Below are 13434 nucleotides of genomic sequence, written 5' to 3'. Positions count from 1 at the left end.
ACGCGAAAGGAGGACGCGCGATGAAGAAGAACTACCTCATGACGCCGGGTCCCACACCGGTTCCGGCCGAGGTCCTGCTCACGCAGGCCGCGCCGATCATCCACCACCGCACGCCGGAGTTCTCGGCGGCTTTCGCGCAAGCGATCAGGGGTCTCAAGTACGTCTTCCAGACGGAAGGCGACGCGCTCCTCTTCGCGAGCTCGGGCACGGGCGTCATGGAGGCGGCCATCGCGAACTGCTTCTGTGCCGGTGACACCGTAATCGTCACGCGCAACGGCAAGTTTGGCGACAGGCAGAAGCAGATAGCCGAGGTCTACGGGCTTGAGATCATCGACCTGACGTACGAGTGGACCGAGGTCGTCAACCCCGCTGACGTCGCGGCGGCGCTCGAAGCGAACCCGCATGCGCGCGGCGTCATTGTCACGCAATCGGAGACGAGTAGCGGCGTCCTCAACGACGTCAAGGCTATCGGCGAGATCGTGCGCGGTTTTGACGAGTGCGTGCTCATCGTAGACTCGATCACCGGCATCGGCGCGGTGGAGTGCAAGACCGACGAGTGGGGCCTTGATGTGGTCATGACCGGCTCGCAGAAGGGCCTCATGGTGCCGCCGGGACTCGCGGCGTGCACCGTCTCGGCGAAAGCGTGGCGAGCCTACGAGCGCTCGACGCTTCCCAAGTATTACTTCGACTGGATGCGCTACAAGAAAAACATCGCCAAGGACACCACCCCGTTTACTCCGGCCGTCTCGCTCGTGTTAGGCCTGAACGTGGCTCTTGGCCTCATTCGCGAGGAGGGGCTCGAGAACACCATCGCGCGCCACTTCCGCCTCGCCGAGGCTACGCGCCGCGGCTGCGAGGCGCTCGGCCTAGCGCTCTTCGCGCCGCCCGAAGGCCGAGGCGGCGCGGTCACGCCGGTGTGGGTGCCGGAAGGTGTGGACGGAAAGGCGCTCGTCAAGACGATGAAAGACGCCTACGGTGTGACGATCGCCGGAGGCCAGGACGACTACACCGGCCGGATCTTCCGCATCGGCCACCTCGGCTATTTTGGAGAGTTCGACATCATCGTGACACTCTCGGCGCTTGAGATGACGCTTGCCCGTCTCGGGTACGAGTTCGAGCGTGGAGCCGGTATCAAGGCGGCCGAGGCCGTCTTCATGGGAGAGTTGGGAGCTGGAGACCAATGAGGGTACTTGTTGCCGAGAGGATCGCTGACTCCGGTGTCGAGTTACTGCGGCAGCGGTTCGACGTCGACGTGAAGGTCGACCTGTCGCCTGAGGAGCTGATCGAGGCGATCCCCGCGTACGATGCGCTCATCGTGCGCTCAGCCACGCGCGCGACGCGCGAGGTCATCGAGGCGGGCGTCAAGCTCAAGATGATCGGCCGCGCGGGGGTGGGGGTCGACAACGTCGACGTTCAGGCCGCCACAGAGCGCGGCATCATTGTGTGCAACGCGCCGACCTCAAACATAGTGTCTGCCGCCGAGCACACGATCGCGCTCATGCTCGCCCAGGCGCGCAACATCCCGCAGGCGGCCGCGAGCATGCGAGCGTGCAAGTGGGAGCGCTCCAAGTTCACTGGAGCGGAGGTCTACGAGAAGACGCTTGCGATCTTTGGGCTCGGACGGATCGGTTCGCTCGTGGCCGAGCGAGCCCGCGGGTTGGGCATGAAGCTCATCGGCTACGACCCGTACGTGACGGAGGACCGCGCCGCATCGATGGGTGTTGAGCTTTACGCCGACTACGAGGCGTTGCTCCCGCTCGCCGACTTCATCACCGTGCACCTGCCTAAGACCAAAGAGACGATCGGGATGTTTGGGCCGGAGCAGTTCGCCAAGATGAAGGACGGCGTGCGTCTCGTGAACACGGCGCGCGGCGGCATCTACCAAGTCGAGGCGCTCGCAGATGCGCTTCGCGCCGGCAAGGTCGCGAGTGCGGCGATCGACGTCTTCGAAGTCGAACCGTGTACGGATTCGCCGCTTTCCGCGTTTGAGAACGTGATCCTGACGCCGCACCTCGGCGCGTCGACGGCCGAGGCGCAAGACCGCGCCGGCGAACAGATCGCCGAGTACGTCGCCGCCGGGCTTGAGGGCAAGATGGTGCCCACTGCGGTCAACATCGCGCCCGTCGCGCACGAAGTGCTCGAGAAGGTGGGGCCCTACATCGACGTCGCGGAAGACCTCGGCAAGATGGTGGCGCAGATGGCGCGCGGCGGGGTGGAGTCCATCGACATCCTCACGGTGGGTGGGCTCGCCGAGACCGATACACGCATCCTGAAGACCGCGGTGCTCAAGGGTTTGCTTTCCGTGGTGGGCGCGGAGAGCGTGAACTTTGTCAACGCCGATTACTACGCCGAGCAACGCGGGCTGTCCGTCACGGAGACCAAGCGCGCCGAGACGCACGACTTCGTCTCGATGCTCGTGGTTCGCACGGTGACCCCGACCGGTCCGGTCGAGATCGGCGCGGCGCTTGTAGGAAAACGCAACGAGCCGCACATCGTGACGCTTCTCGATTACGACACAGACCTTGAGGTCGCGCGCAACATGGCGTTTTTTGTCTACCCCGATCGCCCCGGCATGATCGGCAAGGTGGGCACCATCCTGGGCGAGGAGAACATCAACATCGGCTCGATGGAGGTCGCACGCAAGGGCGTGGGAGGGACCGCGCTCATGTGCATCACGGTGGACTCGCCCATTAGCGGCGAGTTGCTCAAGCGCATCGTGGACGTGGCCGGGATGGAAGACGCATGGAGCGTGGAGCTGTAGCCGCGCGCGGCCTACTCGGTCGCGTTCTGTGCCAGCTCAAGCAGATGTCCAAGTTGGTCGGCCATGAACAGCGGCACGTTGAGCAGTCCGTCTCTCAGCTGGAGGTTGCGAAGCGATAGTCTGACGGCGATCCGCGGGTTATACGTGTTCCGGTAGACGCTCAAGCCTTTGGCTTTGACGTTGATCCCAGACTTCACCTCCACCGGATGGATGTCGTTGCCGTACTGAAGCAGAAACTCGACCTCGGCTTGTCCGGCAGACGTCCAGTATCGTGGAGCGACGTCGAAGCACGCGGTGAGCGATTGTAAGACGTAGTTCTCAGTGAGCGCTCCTTTGAACTCGGTGAAAGGAGTGAGAGGGTCTGCGAGGGCTGACGGTTCTAGACGGGACTGCCGAGCGAGGAGGCCCGTGTCTGCGGCGTAGAGCTTGAACGCAGAGAGGTCATCGTAGGCCGAGAGGGGCAGTCGCGGCGTGGGGCAGTGAACGACCCTTGTGACAATCCCGGTCTCGGTGAGCCAGTTGAGCGCGTCCTCGTAGCCGCGTGCCCTCCCGCCTTCACGCGCTACCCGGTAGAGGAACTTGCGGTTCTCGCGTGCGAGCTGAGCAGGCAGTGAGTTCCACAGGTGGCTGATGCGAGCGATGTCCTTTGGCGGCGCATGTTTGGCGAAGTCCAGTTGGTACGCGTCGAGTATCGCCTGCTGGACCTTGATGACCTCGCCCATGTCGCGCTCTGCGGTCCACATGTGGACCGCCTCCGGCATGCCCCCGACGACGAGATAGCGCGCGAGCTCTTCTGTCAGTGGTTGGGTGATGATGTCGGGCAGAGCGTCGAATCGGCTGATTTCCCGGAGGTGTTCGTATAGTCGTTCGTTGCCACTTGCCAGCAGGAACTCTGAGAATGTCATCGGGTGGAGTGTGAGGAAGTCGACCTTACCAACGGGGAACGACGCTGGCCTCGACAGGGCGATTCCCAGGTGCGAGCCGGCGCACACGATGTGATACTCGGGTGCGTTCTCCTGGAAGTATTTGAGCGAGTTGAGGGCGGCGTTGCTCTCCTGGATCTCGTCAAGGATCAACAGGGTACTGTCTGGCCTGATCGGCGAACCAGCGACTAGGGAGAGATGCTCGAGGACGCGATCAACGTTCTTGGTGGTCTCGAAGATGGCGCCGAGGGCGGGGTCTTCCTCGAAGTTGAAGTACGCCACATGCGCGTAGTGATCCCGGCCGAAGTGCTTCAGCAGCCAGGTCTTGCCCACCTGACGTTGGCCTCGCAAAATTAAAGGCTTGCGGCGCGGACTGTTCTTCCAATCAAGAAGTGTTGCCGTGAGGAAGCGCTCCATACGCTACCAACCCCTCTGAGTCGTTTTGAGTGCAGTATAGCACATGTTACGTACGAATAATGTGTGGATGTGCACATAAATGTGACGTAAGAACGCTCAACCAGCGGCTGGCGACCGCCGAGCGGGGCGACTGATATACTTCCTGCATGAATACGACAAACAACACCCCCGCGGCCCTCGGCCTCGACAAGGTCCACATCTTCGATACCACGCTGCGCGACGGCGAGCAGTCGCCCGGGGCCAGCATGAACACCGAGGAGAAGCTCGAGATCGCCCGCCAGCTCGTGCGTCTCGGCGTGGACGTGATCGAGGCCGGGTTCCCGATCTCTAGTCCTGGCGACTTTGAGAGCGTGCGTCGCATCGGGGCCGAGGTGGGCGACGCGGTTGTCGTGTGTGCGCTCTCCCGCGCGGTGCCCGCAGATATCGAGACCGCCGCCGCGGCGCTGTCCACGGCCGCCCGTCCGCGCATTCACACCGGGATCGGCGTGTCCGAGTCACACCTGCAGCACAAGTTGCGGATCGATCGCGACACGGCTGTCGAGCGCGCGGTCGCCGCCGTCAAGCTCGCGCGCTCGTTCGTCGACGACGTTGAGTTCTACGCGGAAGACGCCGGGCGCGCCGAGCCGGCTTTTCTCTACCGGATGGTCGAGGCGGTCATCGCCGCTGGCGCGACGGTCGTTAACATCCCGGATACCACCGGCTATACGTATCCCGAGGAGTTCGGCGCGCTGATCCGTGGGCTCTTCGAGCACGTGAACGGCATCGAGGACGTCACGGTGGCGGTGCACTGCCACAACGATCTCGGCATGGCGACCGCCAATGCGCTCGCGGGCGTGAAGGCGGGCGCGCGCCAGGTCGAGTGCACGGCGAACGGGATCGGCGAGCGCGCCGGCAACACCGCGATGGAGGAGGTGGTGATGGCGCTCCGCTCGCGTCGCGAGTACTTCGGCGCGGACACCACCATCAACACGCGCGAGATCATGCGCACGTCGCGCCTGGTCAGCAACATCACCGGCATCTTCGTCCAGCCCAACAAGTCGATCGTGGGCGCAAACGCGTTCGCCCACTCCAGCGGCATCCATCAAGACGGCGTGCTCAAGGAGCGATCGACCTACGAGATCATCGACCCGGCCGACGTGGGCGTAGGCGGCAGCGCGATCGTGCTGACCGCGCGCTCCGGCCGGGCCGCGCTCCGACACCGGCTCGTACAGCTCGGCTACGATCTTGCCGAGGCCGAGTTCGAACGTGTTCACACCGAGTTTCTAGAACTTGCCGACAAGAAAAAGGAAGTCTACGACGAGGACCTCGAGACGCTTGTGAGCGAGACGGGCCGCACGTCGGTAGGCGAGGTCTACCACCTGCGTTCGCTCCACGTCATGTGCGGCGAACCCGGCATCCCCACCGCGACGGTCGAGCTCGTCGAGGCCGCGACCGGTCAGCCGATCATCGACTCGAGCCACGGCACCGGCCCGGTCGATGCCGTCTACCGGGCGATCAACCGCATGATCGACGTGGAAAACGACCTCATCGAGTTTAGCGTGCAGAGCGTGACGCGCGGTATCGACGCGCTCGGCGAGGTGACGATCCGCGTGCGCAGCGGCGACGGTCGCGTGTTCACCGGCCGAGGCGCCCACTCCGACATCATCACCGCGTCGGCGCGCGCCTACGTCAACGCGCTCAACCGCTTGTTGGTGGCCGAGCGCCCCCAGGTCACCGACGAGGTGTAGGCGGCGGGGCCCTCCGCGCGGGCCTCGGGGTTGTTGCGAACAACGCGTCGTCCATCGTCGATCGTTCATCGTCGATTGACGATGGAGCGCTCTACTCGCTTGAGGGTTGCTCGAACCATCCCGCTACGCCACAAGACTCACCGCAGCGAGTCGACGAGGTCAGCGAATACCGCAGGCGCCAGCACGCGATATTCGGCGTGGCCGGGCGCGGGCTCCGTCGTTGATTCGAGATCGAGAAGGTGCGCGTCTCCCGACACGAGCGCCCCAGCCCTGTTCGCGCGGGCGAGCGCGAGCAGGTAGTCGTCGCCGGGGTCGGGTGAGAGCGCTACGATGCCGACCGGGTCGGGGGCCACGATCGCCACGCGCTCGAGCCATGCGACGAACGCGCGGGCGTCCTCGGGCGCGACGCGGGATGCGAGCTTGGGCCGGGCCAGCACGCCTGCAAGCTCGGCGAGCAGGGCTGGGCAGAGAGGGGCCGAGAGGCAGGGCGGGGGGTCTCATGTTCACTCGGGTTAGTGGGAACGATCGTTCCCACTAACCCGAGTGCCACTTGGAGGATCCCCGAGCGGTCTGCCTGACGCTCCACGTGAGCAATTTGCCACCCGGCACCCGCACACCGGCACCCACACACCACCACCCACAACCACCACCCGCACCCTCGCGGCAGCCGCCCCCATCGCGTAGAATGCACGGACTGGAAAGTACGTACGTCGAGGAGGACCACCGCATGCCCCGACCGATGACCATCACAGAAAAGATCCTCGCCGCCCACGCTGGTCTCGATGAGGTCGAACCCGGCCAGCTCATCACGGCTTCGCTCGACATCGTGCTCGCAAACGACGTGACCGCACCTATCGCGATCCGCGAGTTTAGACGGATAGGCGTCGACAAGGTCTGGGACCCAGAGCGCATCGCGCTCGTCCCGGACCACTACACCCCCAACAAGGATATCAAGAGCGCCGAGCAGGCCAAGATCATGCGCGAGTTCGCTCGCGAGCAGCAAATTACCCACTACTACGAGATCGGTTGCATGGGAGTGGAGCACGCGCTCCTGCCCGAACAGGGCGTGGTAGGTCCAGGAGACGTCATCATCGGCGCTGACTCCCACACCTGCACATACGGCGCGCTCGGAGCGTTTGCGACCGGTGTCGGCAGCACCGATGCGGCCGCCGGTATGGCGACCGGCGAGGCATGGTTCAAGGTGCCCGCGTCGATCAAGTTCGTCGTCGACGGCGAGTTCCAGCCGTGGGTCTCGGGCAAGGACCTCATCTTGCACATCATCGGCATGATCGGTGTTGACGGCGCGCTCTACCAGGCGATGGAGTTCACGGGTTCCACCATCGACGCGCTGTCGATGGACGACCGCATGACCGTCTGCAACATGGCGATCGAGGCGGGGGCGAAGTCAGGCATCATCGCGGTGGACGACATCACTCGCGCCTACGTCGAGGGGCGCGCGGAGCGCCCGTGGACCGAGTACCGCTCGGACCCGGATGCCCAGTACGCGCGCGTCATCAGGATCGACGTCTCGACGCTCAAGCCCACCGTCTCCTTCCCGCACCTGCCCTCCAACACACGTCTGGCGGAGGAGTCGCGCGACATAACCGTCGACCAGGTCGTGATCGGCTCGTGCACAAATGGGCGTCTCGAAGACATGCGGATCGCGGCGGGGATACTCAAGGGGCACAGAGTGCACGAGCGGGTCCGACTCATAATCATCCCCGCCACGCAAGAGGTCTTTCGCGCGTGCATGCACGAGGGCCTCACCGACATCTTCCTCGACGCGGGTGCCGCGGTCTCCACGCCCACGTGCGGACCGTGTCTCGGTGGCCACATGGGCATCCTCGCGGCGGGAGAGCGTGCGGTGGCGACGACCAACCGCAACTTCGTGGGTCGAATGGGGGATCCGACGAGCGAGGTCTACCTGTCGAGTCCGGCGGTCGCGGCGGCCACCGCGGTTGCCGGGCGTATCGCGCTTCCGGAGGACATTGGGATAGGGTAGCGCCGTGTGGCTGAGGATATCGGTGGTTTTGGCCGTTTTGACGGCCGCTTCAGCGTACCCTTCGCGCGGCATCTGGATGGCAACCGATGGGCCTATGCTCCTGACCGCGCTCACGCTCGTCGCGCTCTCGGTAGCCGTCTTCACGTCGCATCGTCCATTCAAGGTGCCGCGCGCAACCGTGTTTCTTGCGGCGGCGCTCACGCTCGTCGCGCTTTCCACCGCGTTTTCGGAGTTCTGGCCGTTTGCGCTCTTTGGTTCTCCGCGCATCCGCCTCGGGGTGATCTCGCTCGTGCCGCTCGGCGCACTTGCGGTCCTCGCTGCACCGTTTGCGCCGGAGATACGTTCGATCCTCAGACAAATCGCTCCGTGGGCATGCGCCGCGTGGGTCCTTACCGTGCTCGGCCAAGTGATCGCTGGACTACCCATCGCCTGGGGACTCTCATCGAACGGGGCTCTAAGCGCGCAGTTCCTCGTGCTGCTCTTGCCGGTTCTCCTTTCGACGGTTAGAGCCGCGCACGTTCGCTTGCTTGTTGGGTGTGGTGTTGCGGGCGTGCTCTGGTACATCGGCTCTGCGCTCGGGGTTGTTCTCGCGCTCGTGTGGAGCGCTCTGCATGCCGGGTTGTCCCGCGACCGCATCGAGCGCATGCTCTGGCGTGCCGCGCCTGTGCTCCCTGTCACGCACGCTCTCATCTCTGCTGCGGGAGTTGCCGCGGTGCTCGGCTCAGGCACGGCGGCTGCCGGGTATCTCGGGACGCGGCCGCAGTTTTGGCGCAGTGCGCTCGATGTGGCGAGGGAGTGGTGGGTGATCGGCGCCGGACCCGACTCTTTCCCGCACGTCGCGGCTCGCCTCATCACGCCTGCGTCCGCATACATCGAGGGAGACACCCCGGCACTGTCGGTGAGCGCGCACAATTTGTGGCTCGATATTGGTGTGCACGGCGGGATCGCGGGAGTCGTACTGGCGTTGGTCGCGGCGACGGCGCTCGCGCGCACGTGGTCTCGCGCGCGCGATCCGGGCACACTTCCGTTCATCGCGGGTGTGCTTCTGTTCTTCACGAGCACGCTGCTGCAGCCGGTGTCGCTGCAATCACTGCCCGCTCTCGTGATGATGCTTGTGGCGACGCTTCCTGCGCGAAGTGGCGGCGTCGCCATAGCGCACGCGACGCAACGTCGCGGCTTGAGCTGGGTTGCCAGGCGCGCACCTGGGATCGCTGGGCTTGCGTGCGCAACGCCGCTGCTCTTCTTTGCCCTCACGTGTCTTGCGGTCGGTCGCCCTGACTACCATCCGGCGTCCGCGGCGTTCACAGAAACGGCCGCGCGGGCATGGCGGTACGACCCTGAATTGTGGGCGCAAAGCGCGTACCGGCACGGACTTGAGATCGAGGAGCCGCCTGGCCGAGAAGCGCGTACGAGGTACCTCGAGGCCGGGCTCACGCGCGCCATCGAGCTTGTCCCGTCAGAACACCGGTATCTACTCGAGCGCGCGCACGCGAGCGACGCGCTCGGGATGGAACCTGCCGTCGTCGCGGTCCGCTACGACGCGGCGTTAGGGGCGTTTCCGCTCTCGCCGGAGGTAAACTTCTCGCGCGGCCTCTTTCTTGCGCGTCAGGGTGATCTCGCCGGGGCGCGTTCCTCCTACGCTGTGCTGGAGTCGCTGTATCCAGAGTGGTCGGGAACGCGCAACTTTGAAGAGCAGGCGCGCGGGTTTGGACTCGACCTCGCACGGTAGACCGCGAGCGGGCAAAGACGCGAAGGCCTCACCCGCGATGAACTTACCTGACGCCACATTATGTTGTATGTGTGAACTTGGCACACGAGAAGCTACACCTGTCGCGGCGCAGTGCTAGACTGCAGACGTTCGTGTCCGGTGCGCGACCGTTGGTCGCGAGTTCTCGGGCACTTGATGCGTAGATACGTGAGGAGGCGACATGAACCAGTCTGAGGAGAGCGGGTTGACGGACCGAGAATCCGACCGCGCTTCAGAGCCTGGTAGTACCCCCGGGTCCGCAGATGCGGCACGGCGAAGGCCACTGTTCCGGGATCCGTTCGTGCGGCGAGCCTTCTACTTCACAGGCGCGCTCGTGACACTCTTTCTCGTCACGGTAGTATCCGCCCTCGTGATGGGGCTTCACGATCCAGAAGCGCCACGAACGTCCGCCGAGCGCGCTCTGCGGATCAGTGAGCTTACGGCCATGCAGAATCCGGAAGATTCGGAGGCCTGGGGTGCGTATCTCCAGGCGCTCATCGCTTCAGGACAGCTCACTCAGGCTCAGAACCTCATAGATCAACTCGCGGGTGTTGTCGACGAGTCCGGCACAGAAGAGGTCGCGTTCTTCCAGGCTGCAGTTCATATGGAGTCGGGCAGGTACGAGGATGCGATCAAGGCATCAGAGGAGCTCCGCACCCGGCTGCGCGCGTATCACGAAACGCAGAAGCAAGCTGCTGACACGCCAGAGAGCCGCGGCGAGCCCGTCCACGAGAACTACTGGCAGGCATTGATCGTTATCGCTGAAGCCAATGTCAACCTTGGCAACGTCGAAGCGGCTATCAAGGCGCTCGATGAGTTCCTAGAGGAGAAGGAGACGGCGGCGGACGTGCTTATCAGACGTGGCTACCTCAAAGAACAGCTCGGCGACCTCGAAGGCGCCGAAACAGATTTCCGCGCGGCGCTCGTGTATATGCCTGGCGACCCCGCAGTGATGGAACACCTTCAGAGGATCGGAGCTGAGTGATGACCGATTCGGGCCAAGACACGTACGGCGATTCCACGAGCGCCTCCCGTGACGGGAGGGCGACGCGGCGGATCCGTATGCTCGTAGTAGCGATCATCATCATATTGCTGCTTGCGCTCGCGGGAGTCGGGATCATGCTCGCAAATCTCATCTCTCCGAGGTCAGGGGTAGCCACAGCGGATGCGACAGGCGGGATTGAGTGGGTCCGCTCTATCTACGGCTGGGGAACCACCCCGGAGGAGCAGTTTGTGCAACCGCACAAGCTCGACATCGCTGAGGACGGTACGATTTGGGTCACCGACGCGATGTACCCGAGCCGGGCGTTTGCTTTCAGTCCGGAAGGCACGTACGTGTCATCCGTCGGCGATGAGGCGGAGGTGCCGTTGCGCGGGCTTGGTCCAATCGCTGTGGGAATGGACGACCGACTCTTCATCGGCGAGCCGATGCTTGACTGGGTCCGGGTATTTACGAAAGAGGGACAGGATCTCGGAGCGTTCTCGGTGCCAAACCCGATCGACATTGAGTACGCACGTGGCACCATGGTCATAGGGTCGACATCCGGCTTTGCCATCATCGATCCGGAGACAGGCGCGCCACGTGTAGTCATCGGCACACGCGGGCAAGGCGACAGCGAGTTCGACACGGTAAACGGCATCGCGATCGATGACGACGGGGCGATCTACGTGTCAGACGCGTACAACAATCGCTTGAGCAAGTACGACGCGGAGGGCGAACGCGTCTGGATGGTGTCAACCGGCGCTCCAGGCAACCAGGTGGAGCTTACCGGTGGCACCGCGATGGCCGAATCACGGGTCACCACGGCTCCCGCACAGATGCAGCTGCCCGGTGGTGTGACGATTGACGGATCCGGCCGGATCGTGGTGGTCGACGCCTTTGATTTCTCGATCTCGGTGTTCAACCAAGATGACGGAACGTTTTTGGCGAAGTACGGTGAGCACGGGAGGCTGGACGGCCAGTTTGTGTGGCCTGTGAGCATCGAGTACGACCCGCAGCGCGATTGGTTCGCGGTCGCGGACAAGGGTAATTCACGCGTGCAAATCATACGCCTGCCGGGCTCTGCCCCAGGAGTCGACGTCGAGTCCCAGATCAGAAGGTCGCTCGCGGGACCACTGAGGGCTTGCGTGCCTCCGGTTCTCCTGATCCTCCTTGTGCTGATTGTGCTGGCAGTCCGCTCATTTAAGAAGCGCAAAGACTCCCAGAGCGGGGTTGCGGGCGATTCAGTCTAAGCATCTTCGAGCGATGCGAAGACCCTGTGCGCGTAGGAGCGCGCGGGGTCTTCTTTCTCAGATTTCTTGCTTGCGAATCAGATCACTTAAGACTACAATAGGACACATCATGTGACCGTAAGACGTGCACATGGAAATCCAATCTCGGAAAGGAGGTGCAAGAATGAAAGAGATCACACCATTAATCTCGATCCAAGGAGTTCGCACAATGAAGAGAAGTGTATTGGTTCTGACTCTCGCGGCGGTGCTTGTCGTCGCGTTTGCGGGTGCGGCGTTTGCGAAGACGCCGGTCACCACGCCGGGTATCAGTTCGGGCGGCGGAGTGGGAACGCAGGCTTGGCGGAATCTGTTCAGTGGTCCGTACAATCCTGGGTTCGGAACAACGCTGACCGTTGACAGCACGTTTGAAAACTTGCCCACTACTGGGTTCGCTGGCTACCTGCGCTGGGATGCCTCGGCCAACGGTAGCGGTGCTGAGGTCTGGAGCGGCGATGGCTCGACGAGCCCGCACGGCAACTACACTACGACCACGAACAAGTGTGCCGTGTGTCACTCGGTCCACCAGGCCACTGTTGGCGGGACGGTCCTGACCGCCTGGGAGGGTGTCCCCGTGGCAAACCGTGGTGGGACGGGAAGCACCGATGTGCGTGCCCGTGCGAGTTCGAGCTGCATCTTCTGCCACGGCCAGAATGCCACGTTTACCCCGGTGCGCGTCAACAACCTGACGGCGACATCAATCACCCCGCACTCGTATTGCGCGCGTTGCCATACGGTGAGCCCGCATGGGGCTGGCGCATCGGAGTTCCCTGTTCTCGCGCAGAAGCTGATTCACGACGGAGCTGACGCCAACATAAACACGGACGCGGCCAAGCTTACCGCGGCCACCGGTCTTGCTACCAACGAGTTGCTCGGCTTTGCTGGATCAGCGGCCAACCGTGCTGACGGCGTGGTGCTTGGAACCGGCTACCTGTGCGGTTACTGCCACTCCGGAGCAGCGTTTGCCGTTCCGGTCGCCGGGTACTCTCCCACGGCCGGAGGCTACGCAGGTCCGGTCAATGAGGGAATCACCTTCGCGAACACAGGGTTTACCAAGGCCCAGGACCAGATGACCGGTCACCGTGTGCTCGCTGAGGCGACTAGCAGCTGGAACGCGACCGTGACCGCGGGCAACCGCTTGCCTGATGGCACGATTGCTGCTACTGACACCCCCAACCCGTTCAGGGTCGCCCAGTTCGCGCCTGACTGGACCGGCGACCGGACGATCGCGTGGGCGCCCGCTAACTCGTGTCAGGCATGCCATGCCGCACGGACCTTCTGGGGCCAGCCGGCGTTCCCGCACAACTACGTCAACAACGTTGGGCAGTCGGTTGCGCGATTGACTACCACCACCCCCGGGCTCGGATCCTCGTACGTGTGGCTGACCTCCGCTGGCGACGCCGATGATGCGCAGGAGATTGTTGTTGGCACGCGAGCGGGCACTCCCCACAACGCGGAGCCGCTCACACGTGACGGCCTGTGCCTCAAGTGCCACGTTGCTGGCGACGGTAGCGCTGGTGTAGGTATCAACTACTAGCATAAGACGCGAGCGCGAAGCGGATCACGCTTCATAGCCGCACGCAGGACGG

At 63.8% G+C, this 13434-nt stretch carries 10 protein-coding genes; 8 read left to right on the top strand and 2 right to left on the bottom strand.

Going from position 1 to position 13434, the window contains the following annotated elements; genetic code table 11:
* Positions 1 to 20 precede the first annotated feature (20 nt).
* Positions 21 to 1184 carry an alanine--glyoxylate aminotransferase family protein gene (locus KGZ40_01080; GenBank protein ID MBS3956117.1) on the top strand — a complete coding sequence of 388 codons (1164 nt, stop codon included), beginning with the start codon at positions 21 to 23 and terminating at the stop codon, positions 1182 to 1184.
* Positions 1181 to 2761: a phosphoglycerate dehydrogenase gene (gene serA, locus KGZ40_01075; GenBank protein ID MBS3956116.1), complete on the top strand. Its 1581-nt coding sequence runs from the start codon at positions 1181 to 1183 to the stop codon at positions 2759 to 2761. The genes KGZ40_01080 and serA overlap by 4 nt, the downstream gene beginning before the upstream one ends.
* Positions 2762 to 2772: 11 nt before the next feature.
* Here serA and KGZ40_01070 read toward each other — a convergent pair whose 3' ends face one another.
* Entirely contained in the window at positions 2773 to 4101 is a 1329-nt protein-coding gene (locus KGZ40_01070; protein ID MBS3956115.1) for an ATP-binding protein, read from the bottom strand.
* Between the two features lie 146 nt (positions 4102 to 4247).
* On the opposite strand from KGZ40_01070, the gene KGZ40_01065 reads away from it, so the two are divergent.
* Positions 4248 to 5828, top strand: a complete 1581-nt coding sequence (locus KGZ40_01065; protein MBS3956114.1) for a 2-isopropylmalate synthase — start codon at positions 4248 to 4250, stop codon at positions 5826 to 5828.
* A 137-nt stretch (positions 5829 to 5965) separates the two neighbouring features.
* On the opposite strand, the gene KGZ40_01060 is transcribed toward KGZ40_01065, so the two are convergent.
* Positions 5966 to 6265: a hypothetical protein gene (locus tag KGZ40_01060; protein ID MBS3956113.1), complete on the bottom strand. Its 300-nt coding sequence runs from the start codon at positions 6263 to 6265 to the stop codon at positions 5966 to 5968.
* 302 nt (positions 6266 to 6567) lie between these two features.
* Here KGZ40_01060 and leuC point away from each other — a divergent pair, with 302 nt between their 5' ends.
* The 5 genes from leuC (at position 6568) to KGZ40_01035 (ending at position 13382) form a co-directional block, all read left to right on the top strand.
* Positions 6568 to 7830, top strand: coding sequence for a 3-isopropylmalate dehydratase large subunit (gene leuC, locus KGZ40_01055; GenBank protein ID MBS3956112.1), 1263 nt, complete (start codon positions 6568 to 6570; stop codon positions 7828 to 7830).
* 22 nt (positions 7831 to 7852) lie between these two features.
* Positions 7853 to 9559 (top strand): O-antigen ligase family protein, encoded by a 1707-nt coding sequence (locus tag KGZ40_01050; protein MBS3956111.1) that lies wholly within the window; start codon positions 7853 to 7855, stop codon positions 9557 to 9559.
* A gap of 199 nt (positions 9560 to 9758) precedes the next feature.
* Complete coding sequence (locus KGZ40_01045; protein MBS3956110.1) at positions 9759 to 10562, top strand: hypothetical protein; 804 nt, start codon at positions 9759 to 9761, stop codon at positions 10560 to 10562.
* Entirely contained in the window at positions 10559 to 11809 is a 1251-nt protein-coding gene (locus KGZ40_01040; protein ID MBS3956109.1) for an NHL repeat-containing protein, read from the top strand. The genes KGZ40_01045 and KGZ40_01040 overlap by 4 nt, the downstream gene beginning before the upstream one ends.
* A 208-nt stretch (positions 11810 to 12017) precedes the next feature.
* Positions 12018 to 13382 (top strand): hypothetical protein, encoded by a 1365-nt coding sequence (locus tag KGZ40_01035; GenBank protein ID MBS3956108.1) that lies wholly within the window; start codon positions 12018 to 12020, stop codon positions 13380 to 13382.
* Positions 13383 to 13434: the final 52 nt, after the last annotated feature.

The sequence above is a fragment of the Clostridiales bacterium genome (assembly GCA_018333995.1).
Classification (GTDB): domain Bacteria; phylum Actinomycetota; class Coriobacteriia; order Anaerosomatales; family SLCP01; genus JAGXSG01.
The sequence above is the reverse complement of the archived record's forward strand: the minus strand, read 5'-3'. Positions and strand labels throughout refer to the sequence as shown.

Excerpts from the sequence above, each read along its gene's own strand:
- KGZ40_01080 (MBS3956117.1), top strand. The coding sequence starts at position 21 with ATGAAGAAGAACTACCTCATGACGCCGGGTCCCACACCGGTTCCGGCC.
- serA (MBS3956116.1), top strand. The coding sequence starts at position 1,181 with ATGAGGGTACTTGTTGCCGAGAGGATCGCTGACTCCGGTGTCGAGTTA.
- KGZ40_01070 (MBS3956115.1), bottom strand. The coding sequence starts at position 4,101 with ATGGAGCGCTTCCTCACGGCAACACTTCTTGATTGGAAGAACAGTCCG.
- KGZ40_01065 (MBS3956114.1), top strand. The coding sequence starts at position 4,248 with ATGAATACGACAAACAACACCCCCGCGGCCCTCGGCCTCGACAAGGTC.
- leuC (MBS3956112.1), top strand. The coding sequence starts at position 6,568 with ATGACCATCACAGAAAAGATCCTCGCCGCCCACGCTGGTCTCGATGAG.
- KGZ40_01045 (MBS3956110.1), top strand. The coding sequence starts at position 9,759 with ATGAACCAGTCTGAGGAGAGCGGGTTGACGGACCGAGAATCCGACCGC.
- KGZ40_01035 (MBS3956108.1), top strand. The coding sequence starts at position 12,018 with ATGAAGAGAAGTGTATTGGTTCTGACTCTCGCGGCGGTGCTTGTCGTC.